18 protein-coding genes are annotated in these 20,352 nt (G+C 57.7%); 7 read left to right on the forward strand and 11 right to left on the reverse strand.

The genetic code is table 11. The features are described from left to right. Nucleotides 1-103 precede the first annotated feature (103 nt). A complete protein-coding gene (locus LRR79_RS06720; protein ID WP_231759600.1) occupies nucleotides 104-1,399 on the reverse strand; it encodes a hypothetical protein in 1,296 nt (431 codons plus the stop codon). Continuing rightward, nucleotides 1,396-1,704 (reverse strand): hypothetical protein, encoded by a 309-nt coding sequence (locus tag LRR79_RS06725; RefSeq protein ID WP_231759601.1) that lies wholly within the window; start codon nucleotides 1,702-1,704, stop codon nucleotides 1,396-1,398. Before LRR79_RS06725 ends, LRR79_RS06720 begins: the two co-directional genes overlap by 4 nt. 525 nt (nucleotides 1,705-2,229) lie before the next feature. Here LRR79_RS06725 and LRR79_RS06730 point away from each other — a divergent pair. The 4 genes from LRR79_RS06730 to LRR79_RS06745 all read left to right on the forward strand — a co-directional run bounded on the left by LRR79_RS06730 (nucleotide 2,230) and on the right by LRR79_RS06745 (nucleotide 7,159). Next, nucleotides 2,230-3,294, forward strand: a complete 1,065-nt coding sequence (locus LRR79_RS06730; protein ID WP_231759602.1) for a branched-chain amino acid aminotransferase — start codon at nucleotides 2,230-2,232, stop codon at nucleotides 3,292-3,294. A gap of 446 nt (nucleotides 3,295-3,740) precedes the next feature. After that, nucleotides 3,741-4,343 carry a Yip1 family protein gene (locus tag LRR79_RS06735; RefSeq protein ID WP_231759603.1) on the forward strand — a complete coding sequence of 201 codons (603 nt, stop codon included), beginning with the start codon at nucleotides 3,741-3,743 and terminating at the stop codon, nucleotides 4,341-4,343. A gap of 367 nt (nucleotides 4,344-4,710) precedes the next feature. Next, complete coding sequence (locus LRR79_RS06740; RefSeq protein WP_231759604.1) at nucleotides 4,711-6,018, forward strand: parallel beta-helix domain-containing protein; 1,308 nt, start codon at nucleotides 4,711-4,713, stop codon at nucleotides 6,016-6,018. Further along, nucleotides 6,011-7,159 (forward strand): SO2930 family diheme c-type cytochrome, encoded by a 1,149-nt coding sequence (locus tag LRR79_RS06745; RefSeq protein WP_231759605.1) that lies wholly within the window; start codon nucleotides 6,011-6,013, stop codon nucleotides 7,157-7,159. Before LRR79_RS06740 ends, LRR79_RS06745 begins: the two co-directional genes overlap by 8 nt. A gap of 43 nt (nucleotides 7,160-7,202) precedes the next feature. On the opposite strand, the gene LRR79_RS06750 is transcribed toward LRR79_RS06745, so the two are convergent. From LRR79_RS06750 to rsxA, 8 genes are all read right to left on the reverse strand, one after another. Continuing rightward, nucleotides 7,203-9,482: an MltF family protein gene (locus tag LRR79_RS06750; protein WP_231759606.1), complete on the reverse strand. Its 2,280-nt coding sequence runs from the start codon at nucleotides 9,480-9,482 to the stop codon at nucleotides 7,203-7,205. Between the two features lie 442 nt (nucleotides 9,483-9,924). Next, nucleotides 9,925-10,641, reverse strand: coding sequence for a TetR/AcrR family transcriptional regulator (locus LRR79_RS06755; protein WP_231759607.1), 717 nt, complete (start codon nucleotides 10,639-10,641; stop codon nucleotides 9,925-9,927). A gap of 538 nt (nucleotides 10,642-11,179) precedes the next feature. Continuing rightward, a complete protein-coding gene (locus LRR79_RS06760) occupies nucleotides 11,180-11,893 on the reverse strand; it encodes an electron transport complex subunit E (protein WP_231759608.1) in 714 nt (237 codons plus the stop codon). Next, nucleotides 11,893-12,576: an electron transport complex subunit RsxG gene (gene rsxG, locus LRR79_RS06765; protein ID WP_231759609.1), complete on the reverse strand. Its 684-nt coding sequence runs from the start codon at nucleotides 12,574-12,576 to the stop codon at nucleotides 11,893-11,895. Before rsxG ends, LRR79_RS06760 begins: the two co-directional genes overlap by 1 nt. Then, nucleotides 12,576-13,628: an electron transport complex subunit RsxD gene (gene rsxD / locus LRR79_RS06770; RefSeq protein WP_231759610.1), complete on the reverse strand. Its 1,053-nt coding sequence runs from the start codon at nucleotides 13,626-13,628 to the stop codon at nucleotides 12,576-12,578. Before rsxD ends, rsxG begins: the two co-directional genes overlap by 1 nt. 3 nt (nucleotides 13,629-13,631) lie before the next feature. After that, a complete protein-coding gene (rsxC, locus tag LRR79_RS06775; protein ID WP_231759611.1) occupies nucleotides 13,632-15,821 on the reverse strand; it encodes an electron transport complex subunit RsxC in 2,190 nt (729 codons plus the stop codon). After that, nucleotides 15,818-16,426 carry an electron transport complex subunit RsxB gene (gene rsxB / locus LRR79_RS06780; protein ID WP_231759612.1) on the reverse strand — a complete coding sequence of 203 codons (609 nt, stop codon included), beginning with the start codon at nucleotides 16,424-16,426 and terminating at the stop codon, nucleotides 15,818-15,820. The genes rsxC and rsxB overlap by 4 nt, the downstream gene beginning before the upstream one ends. Before the next feature lie 10 nt (nucleotides 16,427-16,436). After that, on the reverse strand, nucleotides 16,437-17,012 hold the full coding sequence (gene rsxA / locus LRR79_RS06785) for an electron transport complex subunit RsxA (protein ID WP_043317662.1): 576 nt from the start codon (nucleotides 17,010-17,012) through the stop codon (nucleotides 16,437-16,439). Between the two features lie 338 nt (nucleotides 17,013-17,350). Here rsxA and LRR79_RS06790 point away from each other — a divergent pair, with 338 nt between their 5' ends. The 3 genes from LRR79_RS06790 to yghU are packed head-to-tail and all read left to right on the forward strand — an operon-like array spanning nucleotide 17,351 to nucleotide 19,345. Continuing rightward, nucleotides 17,351-17,806 carry a GNAT family N-acetyltransferase gene (locus LRR79_RS06790; RefSeq protein ID WP_231759613.1) on the forward strand — a complete coding sequence of 152 codons (456 nt, stop codon included), beginning with the start codon at nucleotides 17,351-17,353 and terminating at the stop codon, nucleotides 17,804-17,806. A 27-nt stretch (nucleotides 17,807-17,833) separates the two neighbouring features. Beyond that, a complete protein-coding gene (locus tag LRR79_RS06795) occupies nucleotides 17,834-18,406 on the forward strand; it encodes a transglutaminase-like domain-containing protein (protein WP_231759614.1) in 573 nt (190 codons plus the stop codon). A 57-nt stretch (nucleotides 18,407-18,463) separates the two neighbouring features. Then, nucleotides 18,464-19,345, forward strand: a complete 882-nt coding sequence (gene yghU / locus LRR79_RS06800; RefSeq protein ID WP_231759615.1) for a glutathione-dependent disulfide-bond oxidoreductase — start codon at nucleotides 18,464-18,466, stop codon at nucleotides 19,343-19,345. Nucleotides 19,346-19,368: 23 nt separating this feature from the next. Here the strand turns inward: yghU and LRR79_RS06805 are convergent, their stop codons facing one another. Continuing rightward, nucleotides 19,369-20,256, reverse strand: coding sequence for an NAD-dependent protein deacetylase (locus LRR79_RS06805; RefSeq protein WP_231759616.1), 888 nt, complete (start codon nucleotides 20,254-20,256; stop codon nucleotides 19,369-19,371). Nucleotides 20,257-20,352: the final 96 nt, after the last annotated feature.

Here is a 20,352-nt window from a genome sequence, read left to right on the forward strand (position 1 = left end):
TTTTGAAGCCCGGCGCTATTGCCCGCCAGTTTTCCTAACCCCTCGCCGAAAGGTCCACTTACCTCGATACATCAGTCGAACACTGCCCTAATCATAGGTCGCTTTAGTCAAATACAAAGCGTTGCACTATGCCGGTTGTTTCTACCGGCTCTCCATGCTCGAAGCGCGGACGGAATTTGGCACGCTTCAGAACGTTTCGTACCCGAGATCGGATACTGACTTTGTCTTCCGGACGCGCACTGAGAATACGGATATTGCGCGCTTTACCAAATGCGGTAACGTCGTAGGACACCGTTACATAGGAGTCCGCCAGCGCTTCGCGATCCTCATCCAATAGTGGCAGGCTGGGTAGCGCAGCGGGGTGACCGAAAATCTCGTCGATCTCCTGATTGGTCGCGCCATTATCCCAAAGGGCGCGGTAGGCTTCGCCATAGGTTTCCCGCGCCGAATGCCACTTGTTGAAAAGCATATACCAGTCACCCAGTTCCACTTTCGCCTTGGCGGAAGCGGCCGGCGGTGATGCCGGATTTTTCTGGTAGACATCCATGATCTTGGTAATGGCTGTTTTTCCAGAACTGAAGCTGTTCATCCGGTAATGGTCCAGCTGCGCACGGCGCTCATTGGGCACATTGCCGCCGCCAAAACCGGTATTGATGACAATTGCCTCCTGGGGCTCCCCGGAATATGTGGCCAGATAGTAGTTGGTGGCTTTCAGCCCGCGCAGTGCTTCTACCAGGCGAAGATCATTGGCACCGAAATTCTGCGAGATAATATCGACCGCCAGTGCGTATAGATTGGTGGCATTAATCAGATGCTCGAATAAAGTCGCACCTTTTTCATCAATATAGGCTTGCAGGTGCCAGCTGCTCAGTTGATCAATGATCGGCAGCATGCGCGGATCTTTCTTGCCGTAATTTTTTGCATGTAGCCAGAAAAGATATTCGTGGTTTTCGTTGGCGTCTTCCCATGCATTCAATGCGATCTGGCTCTCAATGATGCGTTCGATCATCGGAACCTGATTGAGGGAGTAGAGCCCCTCATTCACCCGGTTGATCAGCATCGCACGGCGAAACTGAGAGATGGCTTCCTGATGCTGGCCCCGGCGTTGCAATGCATGGCCAAGTCCAAGCAGCTGTTCATCAATCCCTGCACCATAGGCACCGTGCTCGGCTTCCATATCCTCGATGCGCTGCCGGTATTCGTCGATCGCCACAGACGGCCGAAGCTGTCGTTTCGGTTTCTCCAGTGGTTTGGATGCGGCTTCTATATACGCCGCCGGTGGAGCCTTGGCATTGTCGAGCGCAGAAATTTCTTCCGCCGCAACAGAGCCACACAGCAGAGCTGAGGCTGTAAACATCAAGCCGATAGCAATTGCGTTGCTGGTATCTGTCTGTGTCACGATTGAACCACTTCCATTTCATGTTGTGCCAGACCTGCCAATTTCCGCCATGGACGAAAGTTGTCAGGCTCGATATCCACGGGGCGAAGGCTTTTTCTGGCAGCCATATGCCTGCCTGCCGCAAAGTTCGCCGCGCGGAATCTCTCTCCCTGAAGTGTGGTTCGTTCACTTTCCTGCCGGTTGCCCGGTGTGTTGTCGATATCGACGCTGGACTCTGGTGTCGCCGGAAAATCTTTGGCCAGTAGATTGGCACTTGCTTCCCTTGCAATTGGCGTTCGCCGTCCATGTATTTTGAGTATAGCCAACGAATTTTCGCGCTTTGCCTCCTCGCGTTGGCAGGCGCGCCACTGACTACTGGGGTAAATCTGTTCAGTACGATGAAGTGCGCATCCACACGGTGTTTCGCGCGCTTTTGCCTCGGCTGATGCTGGGTGGTTGCGTGTGATATCAGTGCCTGCCGGGTTGCTGGTGTTCGAGGATTGCGCTTCGGTTCCAACAGTCTGGCAGTCTGTGACGGGGTGGGGGGAAGCTCTCAATTATCCCGGTGCCAAAAATTGCCCTTTGCGGAGGGATTCTGACGGCTGTGTACACCCCAGCGGTCACCAACGGACTAGCTTGTCGGGGAGGGCATTTGGGTGGCGAGTGGGCGAATACGATGGTCTCGGCAGAGACGCGGCTCAGTTTTCCGTAATTCTTATCCTAATTTGGCCTTATTTTTGGCTTTTACTTTGCCGTGAAAGGGTTGTTGTTATTCTGGGTGTTTGGAAAAACGGTGTAATACCGCCATAATTCGCTGGATTGACCGCATCGAAAATCAGTGGGAGAGCTTTGTGACGATAAAAATACAACCGGAAGCCATTTCCAGCCTGCGCGGATTCGAGCTCCCCGAGCGACTCGGGTTCGGAACCGTTATGGCGCCGGTCATGTTCCGCGCCCGATACCAGGACGGCCGTTGGAGTGACGGAGAGCTGGTGCCCTATGGTCCGCTGGCATTGGATCCTGCGGCGAAGGTCCTGCACTACGCACAATCCTGTTTTGAAGGCATGAAAGCCTATCGCTGTGGCAGCGGGGTTGGGTTGTTCCGCCCGGAGCGCAATGCCCAGCGTATGGCGCACTCCGCCCGTCGTCTGTGCATGCCGCCAGTGCCGGAATCTCTGTTTCTGAGCGCGGTAGAGACCGTGGTGGCCCACTGCGCCAACCTGATTCCCGGCAGTAGCGGTGAATCCCTTTATGTTCGTCCATTCCTGATGGGTACCCAGCCGGATCTCGCGGTGACCGCGAGTAAGGCGTACGAGTTCTATGTGATCGCGAGTCCTTCCGAGGCCTACCACCCGGGCAATATGCGCCTGTGGGTGGAGCGGGAAGACAGTCGCGCAGCGGTAGGCGGAACCGGCGATGCGAAAGTGGGGGGCAATTATGCCGCCTCCCTGCTGAGTATCGCGCAGCTCAGAGAGCGCGGGTACGACCAGTCGCTGTGGTTGAATCCGGGCAACCGGCACACAGTCGATGAGCTGTCGGGGATGAATTTTTTCGCGGTAATGGACGGCGTTCTACACACCCCGGCGCTGAACGGCTCCATTCTTGAAGGCATCACCCGGGATTCCATACTGACTCTGGCGCGGGATCTGGGTATTGAGGTGCACGAGCGGGAAATCGATATCGACGATTTACTGGCCCTGGTTGCATCCGGTACCTGCAGCGAAGCGTTTGCCTGTGGTACAGCGGCGATCGTCAGCCCGATCAGCGAACTGGGGGACAGCGAGCAGCGTTACCGTCTTGCCCAGGCTCCAGGTCCGGTTGCTCAGCAATTGCGTGCTGCGTTACTGGATATTCAGGAAGGGCGTGCGGAAGATCGTTTCGGTTGGATGCATATGGTGCAAGTGGCGGAAGCCTGACGTGAAAGTGTTCTTTGGCCGGCAGCGGCTGGCGCAGACTTTCTGTTGCGTGTATCAAGCAGTGCCAGAAAACACTGCTGAATAATATTCGAGTGATTCCGTAGCACTCTGGTAAATGCGGTTGTTTCCTGGAGAAACGGCCGCATTTTTATTTGCGCCAATTCTGGTGTCTGCGTTGACTTGCATGACGGAGGTGTTACAAATCTAGAGTGCCCCGCATTTGAGGGTACGGGTAATCCGCCGGATATCCTCGTATCGGGGGCGTGTCTGGTGAGACAAATAAGAAACTGGAACTTCTGGGAAAGGCCTTTGGCGGTATCCCTCACTTTGACAAGTAGTATCCAGATCAAATTGAGACAGCAGAGTCGAATTGCGCTGTGGCTCAGTAAAAAGGTTTTCCCCGCGGCTTCAAGCCGTGTAGTTCCTCGCGAGTGAGGAGAACGGGAATGCTGAATCATCTCTACGGCCTGATGGTGCAACCGCGCAGGCAGTGGCAGGAAATTGCCGGCATGTCTGAAAAAAGCGTCAACCGTCAGGTGCCTTACGTCATCGTTCTGGCACTGGTACCGGCATTGTGCTGGTATTTCGGGACCACGGAAATCGGCTGGAATATCGGCCGCGGTGATCAGGTCCGTACCCTGACCAACAATAGCGCGCTGTCTCTCGTGGCGGTGTTCTATGTCACCATGATCCTTGCGGTAGTCGCAGTGGGTTATTTCATTCACTGGATGGCGAAGACCTACGGCGCGAAAACGCATCCGATGAAAGGTATTGTGATCGCCGGGTTTACTGCCACGCCCATTTTTATAGCCGGTGCAGCGGGGCTCTATCCCATCCTGTGGCTGGATATTCTGCTTGCCACGGTAGCGGTAGCCTATGCGGTATACCTTCTGTACGTGGGAATCCCCATCGTCATGAATGTTTCTGAGGAGCGGGGTTTTCTGTTTGCCAGTGCCGTAGTCACTGTGTGTCTGGTGATGGCGGTGGTGGTCATGGTGGGCACAGTTCTGTTCTGGAGCTTTGTGGCCGGACCTGTGTTCCAGCACTAACTGACATATCCGGTCCCGGGCGCAGGTGTGCTCGGGACCCTCTCTGCCGTTCCCCCCTCTCTGTTCCCCGCATCGACAGTGCCCGGCTCCTCCGGGTAAAGCCCTCACACCAAGTTTCCGACCATTCGGTCATGTTGTCTCTGGTTAAAATGAGACAAAGTTCCACCTGGCGAATTGCCGAGACTCCTACGAGGCGATAGTATCCGACAGCTGGCAGCTAAGTATTTTGCCCGTCTTAATTGGTACATCCGTACCACTTGGGAATGGTGAAGGAAGCCTGGTCACGGTTTTATGTCCGCCAGGCCCCCTCCGCTGCCGTAAATGCATGGATATCACCTCGAAGACCAATAAGAAATTTGGAGAAAAAATGAAATCATCGGCGAAATTTGGCGCGCTCCTGCTGGCCGTACTGGCGACAGCCTGTTCTCAGAAAGAAGAAGCGGGTACGGCGGATAGCGCGGGCAGTGCTGATGCCGCGGCGTTCCAGAAGCAACTGCTCAAGCAATTGATCCAGGCACAACCGGGTGATGTCATTGAAATTCCCGAGGGCCGCTATACGCTGAATCGCAGCCTTTCTCTCAACGTCGATGGTGTGACGATCCGCGGTGCGGGGATGGACAAAACCATTCTCTCCTTTAAAGACCAGATTCAGGGGGCAGAAGGTCTGCTGGTGAATGCCAGCGACTTCACCATCGAAGACCTGGCCATTGAAGACACCATCGGCGATGCGCTCAAAGTCAACGAGGGCAAAAACATCATCATCCGTGACATTCGCGTCGAGTGGACCAATGGTCCGGCGACCGAAAACGGCGCCTATGGAATCTATCCGGTACAGACTGAAAACACCCTGGTGGAAGGTACTGTGGCAATCGGCGCATCCGATGCGGGTATTTATGTGGGGCAGTCGCGCAACGTGATCGTGCGTAACAACCGTGCGGAATTCAATGTTGCCGGAATCGAAATTGAGAACACCATTGGCGCGGACGTATACGATAACGTCGCCACCAACAACACTGGCGGCATTCTCGTATTCAATATGCCGAACCTGCCTCAGCCGGGACACAGCACCCGCGTGTACAACAACAAGGTGTTCAAGAACAACTACGAAAACTTTGGTCATGAAGGGACGCCGGTCGCCGCGGTACCAGCGGGCTCCGGGGTGGTGATCAACTCCAACGATTTTGTGGAGATTTTCAATAACGAAATCTCCGATAATGACACTGCCAACGTGATCGTCAGCAGCTATTTTGCAGCGGGTTACTACAGCGACAAGTCAACACAGGAGAACTTCGACCCCTACCCGGAGGGTATTTATATTTACGACAATACCTTCACCGGCGGTGGCAAGTCTCCGGATGATCTGGAGTTGAAAGCGCTGAAAATAGCCAAGTTCGGCCTGACCGGCAGCCTGCCGGATGTACTGTGGGATGGTGCCGTCGACCAGGCAAAAATGGTAGATGGCAAGCTGCCGGAAAATCTGAAGCTGTGTATTCAGAATGAAGGTGTCGGCATCATCAATGTCGATCTTCAGGGCGGCTACAAAAACATTACCACCGATATCAGTAAACACAGCTGTAGCCTGAAAAAGCTGCCGCAGGTGGTGCTTGATTTCGACAATAAGCAGGAAAAACCTCAGGAAGAGCAACACGCAATCAATGAGGTAACCGATGCGTAAGCTTGCAGTCAGCAGATGGTTCGGGGGTGCAGTGCTGGCCCTGCTGCTCACCGGGTGCGACGCACCCCGTGAGCAGGTAACGGTACATGAACGCAGTGCCGTGCCGGACAATCTGAGTCAGTGGCATGTCGTCGAGGCCATCGACGGCAAACTGTCGCTGAACGCGCGCGTGGTGCCCTATGACCTGAACACAGCGCTGTTCACCGATTACGCGCACAAGCTGCGTACCGTGTGGATGCCGGAAGGCAGCAGTGCACGGTATGGGGAGGCGGACTTCGATTACCCGGTGGGAACCATTATCAGCAAAACGTTCTACTACCCGCTGGGGGAGAACGGCACTGTGGTGCGTACTGACGATTACAGCGGGGACTTTGCCGGATCCGGGTTGGACCTGTCGAAGGTGAAGCTGATTGAAACCCGCCTGCTGGTGAAGCGTATCGACGGGTGGCAGGCTCTGCCCTACGTGTGGAATGACGCGCAGACCGATGCGGTGCTGGAGATTGCTGGAGACGCCAAGCGGCTGCAGCTGGTCAACGCGAATGGCAGCGCAGAAGCGTTTACTTATGTAGTGCCAGACTCCAATCAGTGCGCGGGTTGCCATGCGGACAACCACGCACAGAAAGCGGTGCGTCCCATCGGCCCGCGCGCGCGTCACCTGAACAAAGTGTTCGATTATCGCGACAGCGGGGTACAGGACGGTGCGCAGAACCAATTGCTATTCTGGCAGCAGGTCGGCTATCTCACCGGTATGCCGGACCTGGCGGATGTGCCTCGCAACGTGGCCTATGAAGACACCTCAGCTTCCCTGGAGGAGCGCGCGCGGTCTTACCTGGATATCAACTGTGGCCACTGTCACAATCCCAGTGGTCCTGCAGACACGTCCGGGCTGATGTTGTACGTTGCCGAGCGCGATCGACGCAAGCTGGGTGTCTGTAAGCCCCCGGTGGCCGCGGGCACAGGCTCGGGTGATCGCTTGTTTGCGATTGTGCCCGGGAGCCCGGACGATTCCATTCTCAATTTTCGTGTGGAATCCACTGACCCCGGGGCAATGATGCCCGAGCTTGGGCGCAGTCTCGCACACGAGGAAGGTGCGGAACTGCTGAAAGAGTGGGTTGCTTCCCTACCCGGCAACTGCTCCTGATAAAGTCAGCAGGCGGAAGTCACACGCTTCCGCCTGCTGGCGATCACGGTGACGGCCCGTAAACCAGCGGTGAGTCGATGAAATTCCTCTGTGGCCTTGTTCTGGCCAGCGCCTCGGTGCTGAGGTACGGTGGATAAAGGAAGTCCAGCAGCCGGCCCGTTTCATTGTTTCTCCGCTCATAGTCTTCCAGTAGCGCAACATAGGTGCGAAAGCGCTCCTGAATCTTGCGCACATAATCGTAGGGCTCCTGTCCCCGCGCATAGCCGTAGCGCGCCTTCTCGTAATATTTCTTGTCGGACAGAAGCAGCATCGCGTTTTCGACATTATTGAACCAGACTTTTCTGTCCCAGCCTTTTTCTTCGGCAATGTCCTGTGCGTCGTACACATGACCGAGCCCGGCATTGTAGGAAGCAAGGGTAAACCACATCATGTTTTCCGGGCTGATACCCTTGTCCTCAAACTTTCGGTGCAGCCACTCCAGGTATTTGAGGCCGGCACGTACGCTGCTTTCCGGATCAAACAGATTCCTCTCGCCGACCTGCTTGCCGGTATCCGGCATTACCTGCATGAGCCCGCGTGCGCCTACCCAGGATTTTGCTTTGGGATTGAACGTGCTTTCCTGGAACATCTGAGCGACAACCAGTCGCCAGTCAAAATCATACTCGTCCGCGTATTTTTTTACGTATTCGTCATAGGGGGAAATCGTACCATTGGCATTCAGCTCATCGATTTCCGGGCGGGTGCGTTTCGGCGCATCAAAATACTTGATATAAAGAATGCGCATTTTTTTCTGCGTGCTCTTCTTGGCAAAGAATTTGTTGATGGCCTTCAGTAATTGCGGGTTGTTTTCCCGCACCATCCAGCCGTAGACGTTGTCCTCGATACCCAGGTCAAACAGCACATCCACATTGGTGCGCCAGGCGTGCTCCAGTTTCACTGACAGACGATCGGCAATGGCGAGGTCATATTCGCCGTCTGCAACCCTGTCGATAATCTCCTGGATATTCAGCTCTTCCGGTGCCAATTCAATTTTCACGCCGGGTACTTTTTTCTTGAGATCCTGTGCGACCTGGTAGTGGTTGCTGGACTTGCGCACATGAATCGTGCGACCTTCGAGTGCCTCCAGCGATTCTATGTTGTCGCTGTCCTCACCAACCAATACCACGCGCTCCTTCATGTATGGTGTGGAAAAATCCATGCCGCTGTTATCGCGTTTTTCTGTAGCTGAGAGCAGGGCCGCGGCAATATCCGCCTTGCCATCGCGCAACATGGTAAGTAGGTCGGCGTGGGTGGGAGCGACGATGATCTCAAGACGCAATTTGAGTTTTTTGGCGAACGCCTGGGCCAGTTCAAATTCATACCCCATAATGCGGCCCTTCCACATGTAATAGGTGCCCGGGTGATTGCGCGTGAGTATCCGGATGTAACCCCGTTCGCGAATCTGCTCCAGATCACCAATGGAGCGGTTCACGGTACGGGTCAGCTTGCTATGGCGGATAAAATCATTCATCGCCTGCAGCAGTTCAGGGGAGTTTTTGCGGACCGCCCAGCCCACCTGGTATTTTCCGGGAAAGGTGTAGTTTTCAATAATGTTGTCTTTAAATTGGGAAACCTGATTGAAGATGTGGTTTTCCGCGATGGTGAGGTCGATATGACTTTCCGCCACATCAATGACCAGTTCTACATAGTTTCGTTCGGAAACCTTCAGTTTTAGCCCCGGATGCTTTTCCACGAATTTCCTTGCGGCTGTTTCAAAAACAGTCCCTTTGGTGACCACCAGTGTTTTTCCCGACAGGTCTGTGGACTCTGAAATTGGTTTTGTGTCATCGCGGGAAATCAGAACCAGTTGGGTGCTGGCGGTGGGGATCGAGAAGTCGACCTTTTGCTGGCGCTCTTCATTGATCACCATGTAGTTGGCGATAAGGTCGCCTTTGCCTTCGTTGAGTAGCGGGATCAGTTGATCGAAGTTATTGGCGTAGAGTACGACCGGTTCCAGCCCCAGGCGCGTGGCCAGGCGTTTCGCTTCACTCAGTTCGAGATCCTGGAGGGTGGCCTCCCGGTGCAGTGAATCGCTGTTGGAAATATCCACCAGTATGCGGAGCTTTCCCTGTTTCAGCAGGCCCGGCAGATCACCGGTCTCGGTGTAATTGTCGTAGGCGTGGATGGGGTACTCGCCACTGGTTTCCTGTGGCCATTCCGCTTCGCGGCGCAGGTCTTCCCGGGAGGCGGGGTGCATATGCGGATCATCGGCACCGACCTCTGGGGAAGACTCATCGCTGTCTGCGTCATCGTCATCACTTTCTGCCGGGGTATCAACTGCCACATTTGTCTCAGTGTCCCCGGCAACTGGCGACTCTGGGGCGGCACCTTCATCCTCCCGCTGGCAAGCGACGATGGAGAGAAGGATAACCAGAAGGCAGCAAAACTTACGCCCAAGCACAAACAATCCCATGGTACTTCTGCAGATACATCCGATGTCGTTGTTAAAATTCTAGTCGGCGGGCTGCAGGTGTGTAGCTTGATTCCGCGGTTCGCAGATATTCGTGCGGGTATGCAATAGCGATTGTGTGCCCGGACGCGCCAACCACCGGAGGGGTTTTATCGAGGGCGACAGGTGTGGATGAACGGCGATAGCAGGAGTGGTGGAAGGCGGGCAGGCCAGAAGTTTTTTGGCGTCACGGAAGGTGGTCGGGCCCCGAGTGATGAGATGTCAGGGCCGCGAAGTCGGTAGAGACCGCAGTGTCGGTTGTGGTGGGCTGCTCAGCCTATGCCGTTTGTGTCTGCATGTTGTTCAGTGCGGTTGTGCTTGATGTGGGAATGACGCCTTTGATCATCAGGGTCACTGTACGTTCAAGCAGAGGCGAGTCTACGGAAATGGCGCCGCTCAGAATCTGGAACTCAAGATTCAGAATCGTACCGTGAGCTACCTGGGCCGCAGCCAGCGGGTCTGACAGCTGTAACAGCTCGAAGAATTCGACAATCAGATTTTCTGTGGACTGATTCGCCATGCGTACGGCACGGGTCAACTGTGGGTTGCGCAGCGCTTCATTTCTGAAGGCGAGCTCAATAATCCGGTTGTCGCGACTGCTCGCCTGGGAGCGAATGTGGTTCAACACGAAGCGAGTCAGCTGCTGAATAAGTTGGCGGCGCCCTGTGGAAGAGTGCATCTGTTCCGGCGTGAGCTGGCGAACCGCGGAAAAGCTTTCTTCCTGCAGTGTCAGGGTCTGATCAATATTCTGTTCTACGAAATAAGTGAATGCATCACTGATCAGGTCATCCAGCTGTTTGAAGTAGTAAGTGGTGGCTGCCAGTGGTACCGCAGCTTCTTTGGCGACAGCGCGATGGCGGATGCCACGAATTCCCTCTTTTACAATGAGGCGAAGAGTGGCTTCTAAAATTGCTTTGCGACGTTGGCGGCTGTCGGCACGTTGTGCGCGACGACCCTGGTAGACCAATTCAGACTTTCCGTTGTCTAACGTCATGGTTGCGAGAATTCCTTTGCAGTATGAGGCGAACAGCTATCGGGAATCGGGAAGTGGGTGTTCCAGATGAAAATAGCGCGGTGAAAAAATTGTCGGCAATACAGCCCGTTCATGTATTCCGCTCCCGTCGTGTATTCGTCTTATCTTTATGCCTCCAGTCTACCGAAAGTCACACGGCCATGGCCACGCGTACTTATGACTGACAAGACAGCTTGGGACGGTCGCTCTATTTTATCGATATGAGTCAGGTTAGCCAGCGAGGAATCGCGGATTGTGAGGGAAATCCCATTACGTTTTATTACACGGGGAATTAGTTGAAGAAAACTTCGGGAAAATGGCGAATTTGCGAGCTGAGCCGCGAGAAGCAAGTGATGTGAGTTGCTGTGTGGAAAACGAAGAAGATCCGGTCATGGAATTGAGGACATGGCTTCCGCAAAAAAATACCGGCTCTGCGGCCGGTATTTTTTTGCGGGTCGGGTCGGCACCGGAAAAGCCTGGTGCCGACCCGATCGCCTGTTAGCGGAAAACCCTGCGCAATTCAGGAAATTTTGCCCGTGGTACGCACGCGTTTGCTTCCGCTGACAACGCTGGCATTGGCATTTTTTCGGCGCTCGATACCGGTGTCGATGGCGTTTTTGGCGGCGATCAAAAGCCCGGCCACGAGAAAGGCACCCGGAGGCAGCACTGCCACCAGAAATCCGGAGTAATCCTGCCCCAGTATCGGCAGGGTCCAGTTTGCGGCCACCGGGCCGAGCAGCAGATCCATATCGCTGAATAGGGTACCGCGGCCGATAATTTCCCGCACCGCGCCGATGACAATCAGTACCGCACTGAAGCCGACCCCCATCATCAGCCCGTCCAGCAGAGAGGGCAGCACCGGGTTTTTACTGGCAAAGGCATCCGCACGGCCCAGGATTGCGCAGTTGGTCACAATCAGCGGAATGAAAATACCCAGTACCAGATACAGCTCGTAGGTAAATGCCTTCATCAACAGTTCGGCACAGGTCACGAAAGTGGCGATGATCATCACCGAGGCGGGCAGGCGCACGGTTTCCGGCATCTGGTGACGTACAAGGGATACCGCCAGGTTGGAGCAGGCAAGTACCGCGGTGGTGGCGAGACCGAGGCCAATGGCGTTGACCACCGAGCCGGTAACGGCCAGCAGCGGGCACAGGCCCAGCAGTTGCACCAATGCGGGGTTGTTCTTCCACAGGCCGTTGTGGGTAATTTCGCTGTAGTTGGGTGTCGCCATCAGTTGTCCTCCCCTTGCGTGTTTTGGGGCTGTTCGACTTCGACCGCGTGCTTGGAGACAGGGGCGCTGAAGATTTCCTGCTGATGCTCGGCGACGAAGTCCAGCACCGTGCGCACCTGGTTGACGACTGCCCGTGGAGTGATGGTGGCGCCGGTAAACTGATCGAAGGCGCCGCCGTCTTTCTGCACTTTCCACATATCGCGTCCGGGGTCCTCGAGCGACGTGCCGTCGAAGGAAAGAATCCAGTCACTCTTCTTTACCTCCACCTTGTCCCCAAGGCCGGGGGTTTCCGCGTGGCTGGTGACCCGTACGCCGGCAATGGTTCCGTCACGGTTGACCCCCACCAGCATCTGGATGGGCCCGGAGTAGCCGTCCGGCGCCACCGTGGGGACGATGACCGCATCAATGGTGCCATCGCCTTCCCGCGCCAGATTGATATTGCCCCCCTGTTTCAGCCCGAGCATGGCCCAGTACTGTTTGGGGATGGGATAGGTATCCACCAACAGGTCGTTGCTGTGACGCTCGATGGGGATGATTTCCAGCAGAGCCTTGGCGGCGGCCTCGCGGATAGCCCGCTCGATGGGCTCGCGGGTGGTGATCTGGGTGACTGCCAGGGTGCCGGCGGTGACCAGGGCAAACAGGGCCAGAATGGCGGCGTTCTTCCCGATGGAGCGCTTCAGCATTACTGTTCCTCCAGGTCGGTGGCCTTGCGTGCGGCCTTGTGGCCATAGGTACGCGGCAGAGTGTAGTTGTCGATAAAGGGCGCGGCGAAGTTCATCAACAGCACCGCGAAAGCCACCGCATCCGGGTAGGCGCCCCAGGCACGGATCACAAACACCAGCAGGCCTACACCGGCGCCGAAGATCAGCCGCCCTTTGTTGCTGGTGCAGCCGCTGACCGGATCGGTGACGATAAAGAATGCGCCGAGCATGGTGGCACCGGAGAACAGGTGCAGCAGGGGTGAGCCCTCACTCAGGGAGCTGCCGCCGTCATAGAAGACGGTGGAAAGCAGGGTCAGGGTGGCGAGCATGGCCACCGGCCCGTGCCAGGTAATCAGGCCGCGGAACAACAGGAACAGACCGCCCAGCAGGAAGCCGAAATTGGCCATCTCCCAGCCGAGACCGGCGACGGCGCCCTGGTTGAATACCGGCTCCATCTGGTACAGCTGGGCGAGGATGGTGGATTCATTGTGCCGCACGATCTCCAGCGGCGTGGCGCGGGTGAAGCCGTCCACATTCATATTGCCGAAGATCAGGTCGATGGTCTCACCCAGTCCCGGTGCGCCGTGGATCAGGTCGGCGGGGCCGGCCCAGCGGGTCATTTCCACCGGGAAGCTGATCAGCAGCACCACGTAACCCACCATGGCCGGATTGAACGGGTTGTACCCCATGCCGCCGTAGAGTTGCTTGGCCAGCAGAATGGCGCTCACGCTGCCGATCGCCGGAATCCACCAGGGGCAGTAGGGCGGCAGGGCGATGCCCAGCAGCAGGGCGGTGACCAGGGCGCTGTAGTCTTTCAGGTAAAAGCCCACGGGGCGCTTGCGCAGCTTCATCACTGCCGCTTCGGTGGCCAGTGCCGCGGCCAGGCACAGGGCGATATTGATCAATACGCCGGGGCCAAAGTAGATCACCAGCGCCAGCACACCGGGAATGGTGGCGGCGGCCACCTGCAGCATCACTTTTGAGGTGCTCTGGCCGGAGTGGGCGTGGGGGGAGGTGATTCGCATCAATGACATGGTCTACTCTCCGCTCCCGTTTTGCTCTTGCTGCTGTGCCAGCTTGTCCTGCAGCTTGCTCTGCATTTTTTCCAGTGCGGTCTCGAAGGCGCCGGTATTGGGGTCGTCTTCTTCGCGGGCTTTGGCCAGGCGCGCTTCCGCTTTCGCCACGCGTTTTTGCAGCGCGTCGATTTCCGTGGCGAGTTTTTCCTGCGGGCTCATACTGGCGCGGGCAGCGGCAGTAGCCTTGGCTTTCTCAATGGCAGCGCTGGCGGCGGAAGACGATGCTCCAGCGACAGTCAGCTTGTCTTCGGTTACGCCCGGTGCGGACGAGGGCTTTACGCCTGCGGCGGCAGGTTGTTCCCCGGCTGGGGAGCCGGTCGCCAGTTTTTTGGCTTCTGCCAGTTTTTCCCGGGCCTCTTTCAGCTTCAGCTCGGCGGTTTTCAGCTGGGCTTCCAGTTGTGGCTTCTGCGCCTCTTCCGCCTCGTTCAGTTTGCTCTGCATGCGCTCGACGCGGTGCTCGGCACTGGTGAGGGTACGCTGGGCGCGGGCCAGCTGCTGTTCCGGGGTGGCCTGTTTGGCTTTGACCCGGGCCAGGGCCGCGGCCACCACGTCGGACTCTTCCTTGGCGGCCTTGGCTTCCGGGCTGCTGGCGTCCTGCTCGCGCTTTTTGCGCGCTTCCTCGGCGGCCTTCTTGCGCGCCAGGCGCTTGGCTTCTTTTTCCTGCTCGGCCTTTTCCAGGCGCAGCTTGCGGTACTCGAAGCGCTCGCGGGCGCGGTCTGCTTTTTCTTTTTCCCGGCGCGCCTCGCGGATGTCCCCCTTGGCGGCGCGGTAGTACTGCACCAGTGGGATGCTCGAAGGGCACACATAGGAGCAGGCACCGCATTCGATACAGTCGAACAGGTTGTAGGCTTGGAGTTTTTCCCGGTCTTCCGCGCGCGCATACCAGTACAACTGCTGTGGCAGCAGGCTTGCCGGGCAGACCTCCGCGCAGAGCCCGCAGCGGATACAGGCCTGGGCCGGCGGTGGCGGTGGCAGCTCTTCGTAGGTGGGCGCCAGGATGCAGTTGGTGGTTTTTACCACTGGTGCGTTTTCATCTTCGATGGTGTAGCCCATCATCGGGCCACCGATGATGATGCGCTGCAGGCGCTTGCGGTCGAGGCCGTGCTGCTCCAGAACATGGCGGATGGGGGTGCCGAGGGGTACCTCGATATTGCGCTGGTGTCTCAGAGATTCCCCTACCACCGTGGTGATGCGGTTGACCAGCGGCTCGCCCAGGGTGACCGCGCGGAACACCGCGCGGGCGGTGCCCACGTTCTGGCACACGATTCCCACATGGGCCGGCAGCCCTTCGTTGGGAACTTCGCGGCCGGTCAAAATTTCGATCAGCTGTTTCTCGCCACCGGACGGATACTTGGTGGGAAAAACCACCACGTGGAAGCGGGTGCCTTTGGCGGCCTGCTTCATGGCGGCGATGGCTTCCGGCTTGTTGTCCTCAATGCCGATCAATACCCGTTCCGGGTGGTCCAGCAGGTGTGCGAGTATTTCCACACCTCCGATGATCTCCGCGGCGCGCTCGCGCATCAGCATATCGTCTGCGGTGATATAGGGTTCGCACTCGGTGCCGTTGATGATCAGGGTGTCGATGACCGCACCGCCGCGGGGGTTCAGTTTTACCGCGGTGGGGAAGCCGGCGCCGCCCATACCGGTGATGCCGCAGTCGCGGATCTGCTCCAGTACTTCGTCGATATCACGGTTGGCGTAGTCTTCCAGCGGAGTGAGCGCACACCATTCGTCGCGCCCGTCGGTGCGGATCTGGATACAGTCGGCCACCATGCCGGAGGGGTGGGGGACCGAGAAGGGTTCGATGGCGACCACTTTGCCGGAAGACGGCGCGTGCACCGGACAGCTCACCGGGCCGTCGGCTTCGGCGATCTTCTGGCCCTTCAATACCAGGTCTCCCAGCTTGACCAGGGGAATGGCGGTGCCGCCGATATGCTGGTTGAGGGGCACAATCAGGTCTTCTGCCAGGGGAATTGTGCCGATGGGCTCCCCGGTGGACTGATGCTTGTTCTCCGGCGGGTGGATACCACCGTGGAAATCGTTGATCTTGAGTTCCCGGGACAGGTCGCGGGCTTGTTCACTGGCAATCAACTGGGCCTCGCGGGCCGCGCGGCGCTCGCTGGCGCTCTGTCGATGGTCTACTTGGCTCATGCTGCACTCCGGTCGTCGGTGTGCAGGTCGGGTCTGTCACTGGCGATCAATTGGATACCGTCTTTGGGTTTGTTCGGGTGCCACTGCTGCAGGCTGGTTTCCAGTGGGACCATATCGATGCAGTCCACCGGGCAGGGCTCCACACACAGGTCGCAGCCGGTGCACTCGTCCACGATCACCGTGTGCATCTGCTTGGCGGCGCCCACAATGGCATCGACCGGGCAGGCCTGGATGCACTTGGTGCAGCCGATACACTCGGCCTCGCGGATAAACGCCACCTTCTTGACGTCTTCCACACCGTGCTCCGCATCTAGCGGGGTGGGCTCCACGTCCAGCAGGTTGGCCAGCTCATTGATGGTGGCCTGGCCCCCCGGTGGGCACTTGTTGATGGCCTCGCCGTTGGCGATGGCCTCGGCATAGGGACGGCAGCCGGGGTGGCCACACTGGCCGCACTGGGTCTGGGGCAGCAGGGAATCAATCTGATCCACAATGGGATCCCCCTCGACCCTGAAACGCACCGCGGCAAAGCCCAGCAGTGCGCCGAACACGAGCGCCATACCGCCGAGAATCAGCAGGGGCGTGGATACTTCAGACAGCCATTCCATTGTCGCCTCCTTATACCAGGCCGCTAAAGCCCATAAACGCCAGGGACATCAATCCCGCGGTCATCATGCCGATGGCTGCCCCCTTGAACGGTCGCGGCACATCCGCCACCGCCAGGCGTTCGCGCATCGCCGAAAACAGAATCAGCACCAGGGAAAAGCCCACCGCGGCGCCGAAGCCATACAGGGTGGACTGGAAAAAGTTGTTTGCCTTGAGGGTGTTCTGCAGCGCTACACCCAACACCGCGCAGTTAGTGGTAATAAGAGGAAGGAAGACCCCCAGTACCCGGTGCAGCAGCGGGCTGGTCTTCTCGATAAACATGCGCGCAAACTGCACCACTACCGCGATGACCAGAATGAAGGATATGGTGCGCAAGTACTCCATCCCGAAGGGCTCGAGTAAGTAAGTATTCACAAGGTAGGAGCAGATGGCCGCCAGGGTCAGCACAAAGGTGGTGGCGCCGGCCATACCGATGGCGGTTTCCAGCTTGTTGGAAACCCCCATAAACGGGCACAGGCCGAGAAACTGTACCAGCACGTAGTTGTTCACCAGGATGGTGCTGAGAAGAATGACGGTAAATTCGGTCATAGAGATTCCATTCTGCCCACTGCGCCGGGCCGCGGTTCGTGCAACAGATTCGCGCAGAAATAACAGGCAGGGCTAGGGGTGCCCGCGTCACCAGTGGCCGCATTGCCCGCCTGGCTGGCGTCGAATTTGCTGTGCTGGCGCAAAGTTTGCAGGCTGTTGGTTTGGGCACTGCAGGTCAGTGCTCAGTCTGTGTTGCCTGATCAGGGGGCGGTATTATGGGCGAGAGGGTAGGGGCGTTCAACTGACGCAGCCCGCTCTGAGCCCCGCAACCGCAAGAAAACCGGCACACCGCAATCCCGGCCCAGGCCCAAGTTGCTCACAGGAAAGATGCCCGGCACATGAAGATCGCCATTGACGACCTCTCCGGCCCCACTATCGCGGCCTTTCTACAGGAACATATAGACGATATGCGCGCCACATCGCCTCCGGAGAGTGTGCACGCCCTGGATCTCGCGGGTCTGCGCCAGCCAGGCATTACCTTCTGGACCTTATGGGAAGGCGGGGAATTGCTGGGGTGTGGCGCACTTAAAGAGCTTGCGTCAGATCACGGCGAGATCAAATCCATGCGCACCGGCGCCGCAGCGCGGGGGAAAGGGGTTGGCAGCGCAATGCTGGCGCATATAATTGATGAATCACGCGCCAGGGGTTATACCCGACTCAGCCTGGAAACCGGCTCGATGGCGTTTTTTCATCCTGCCCACCGGCTATACCGGCGCCACGGATTTACGGAGTGTCCTCCCTTCGCCGCATATACAAATGACCCGAATAGCGTTTATATGCGATTGGACCTCTGATTCGCCTTCCCCGATAACGACTCGAGCATGCAAGCCTACCTACAAGCGACCCCGATCATTGACTGGCAGCACCCGGACATCCTCGCCGCCGCCGCCGATCTGAAATGCCGCTCCGGCGCCAAATTTGGCACCGCGCGCAATACCTTTGAGTTCGTGCGCGATGAAATTCGCCACAGTGGTGACTTTGCCCTGAATCCGGTGACCTGCCGCGCATCAGAGGTACTGACCGCGGGTACCGGCTTCTGCTTTGCCGAGAGCCATCTGCTGGCCGCATTGCTGCGCGCCAACGAGATACCCTCTGGTTTCCGCTATCAGCGGTTGCTGCTGGACAAGGCGAGCGGGCGCTACTGCCTGCACGGCCTCAACAGTGTCTACCTTGAACGCTATGGCTGGTTGCGCATCGACGCCCGCGGCAACCGGCCGGAGGCGGGAATCATCGCTGAATTCATCCCACCTCAGGAACGCCTGGCCTATACACCCACCGAGAGTGGCGAGCGTGACCTGCCGGAAAACTACGCAGAGCCGCTGCCGCAGGTGGTCCAGCTGCTGCAGCGCTGTGCCGATTACCAGGCCGTGATCGATAACCTGCCAGACGTTTGAAATTCTCCCCCACCGGCTTACTCTTACGCATCAACCAGAATGCGCTAAGGAGTCACCATGTCGGATGCAAGCTACACCCCGCCGAAAGTGTGGAAATGGGACGCAGAAAGCGGCGGTCAGTTCGCCAGTATCAACCGCCCCATCGCCGGCCCAACCCACGACAAGGAACTGCCGGTGGGCAAGCACCCCATGCAGCCCTACTCCCTCGCTACCCCTAACGGCGTCAAAGCCACCGTCATGCTCGAAGAGCTGCTGGCGCTGGGCCATGAGGGCGCCGAGTACGATGCGCACCTGATCCGCATCACCGAAGGCGATCAGTTCAGCAGTGGCTTTGTGGACATCAATCCCAACTCCAAAATCCCCGCGCTCGTTGATCACAGCACAACGCCTTCCATTCGTGTATTCGAGTCCGGCTCGATCCTGCTGTATCTCGCGGAAAAATTCGGCGCCTTCCTCCCCCATACACCTGAGCAGCGCACCGAGACCCTCAACTGGCTCTTCTGGCAAATGGGCGCAGCGCCTTTTCTCGGCGGCGGCTTCGGTCATTTCTATGCCTATGCCCCGGAAAAATACGAATACCCCATCAACCGCTACACCATGGAAGTCAAACGCCAGCTCGATGTCCTCGACCGCCAGCTGGCCGAGCACCCGTTTATTGCCGGCAAGGAATACACCATTGCCGACATGGCGATCTGGCCCTGGTACGGCGCGGTGGTAAAAAACAAAGCCTACGATGCGGCAGAATTTCTCGAAGCCCACACCTACAAAAACGTAAACCGCTGGGTGGATGAGATCGGTGAGCGGCCGGCGGTAAAACGCGGAAGTATGGTCAACCGTACCTGGGGCGAGCCGGAAGAACAGCTACATGAGCGGCACGATGCCAGTGACTTTGAATTGCGCACGCAAGATAAAATTGGTGATGCCGAAGGGGAGGATTGATCGCCCGAGATATGATCGGAATGCTAAAGCAGACTCAGGGTCTGCTTTAGTGTTTGCCCAATATCTGCATTCAATTTCAGGTCAATCAGATCGTCGGCGCGGGTTTTCCCCAGATTGAGCGTCGCCATTGGCTTGCCCCACTCTTTCGCATAGCGACAGAAGCGAAACCCGGAATACACCATCAGCGACGACCCCACCACCAGCAGACCGTCACTTGCCTGCAGGGTATCCAGCGCCCGCTGCACTCGAGTACGCGGCACATTGTCACCAAAGAACACCACATCCGGTTTCAGAATCCCCGCACAGTCCGGGCAATCCACCACCTGGAAATTGCTGAAATCCACCTCCAGATCCGCATCCCCATCCGGTGCCGCCTCGGCGGTGTAATCGCGGAAGGCCGGGTTCAGCTCGTAGCTGCGATCGTGCACCTGCTGGCGCATTGCCCGGTAATCGCAATCCATGCAGCGGATTTCATCGGCGCGCCCGTGCAGGTCCAAAACCTGCTGGCTCCCCGCGCGCTGGTGCAATCGATCCACGTTCTGGGTAATCAGCAGATTGATATGCCCGCGCCGCTCCAGCTCCGCCAGATGAAAATGTGCCGGGTTCGGCGCCGAATTGCGGATCACCGGCCAACCGATCAGGGCGCGTCCCCAGTAGCGCTGCCGGGTGGCCGCACACTGCATAAAATCCCGGTGGTCCACCGGCGGTTTGCGCTTCCATTGCCCGTTGCGATCGCGGTAATCCGGGATGCCGGAATCCGTACTTACCCCAGCACCGGTGAGCACCGTCAAATGGGGGTGGCGGCGGATAAAATCCGCCAGCTGCTCCGCCGCCTCGGTACTCGAAAACGGCAAATCGGTGACACGATTGCTGTCCGGCCGGGGTGTAGAGGAAAGTGTGCTCAGGCTCATGATTCGGGTCCGTTCGCGGCAACGTTGGGTCCGGTATTGTAACGAGTCTGGCAGCGGAAGGTTGCACCGGCGTGACGCCGTCACCGCGCGGTGCAA

This window comes from Microbulbifer elongatus (assembly GCF_021165935.1).
Classification (GTDB): Bacteria; Pseudomonadota; Gammaproteobacteria; order Pseudomonadales; family Cellvibrionaceae; genus Microbulbifer; species Microbulbifer elongatus.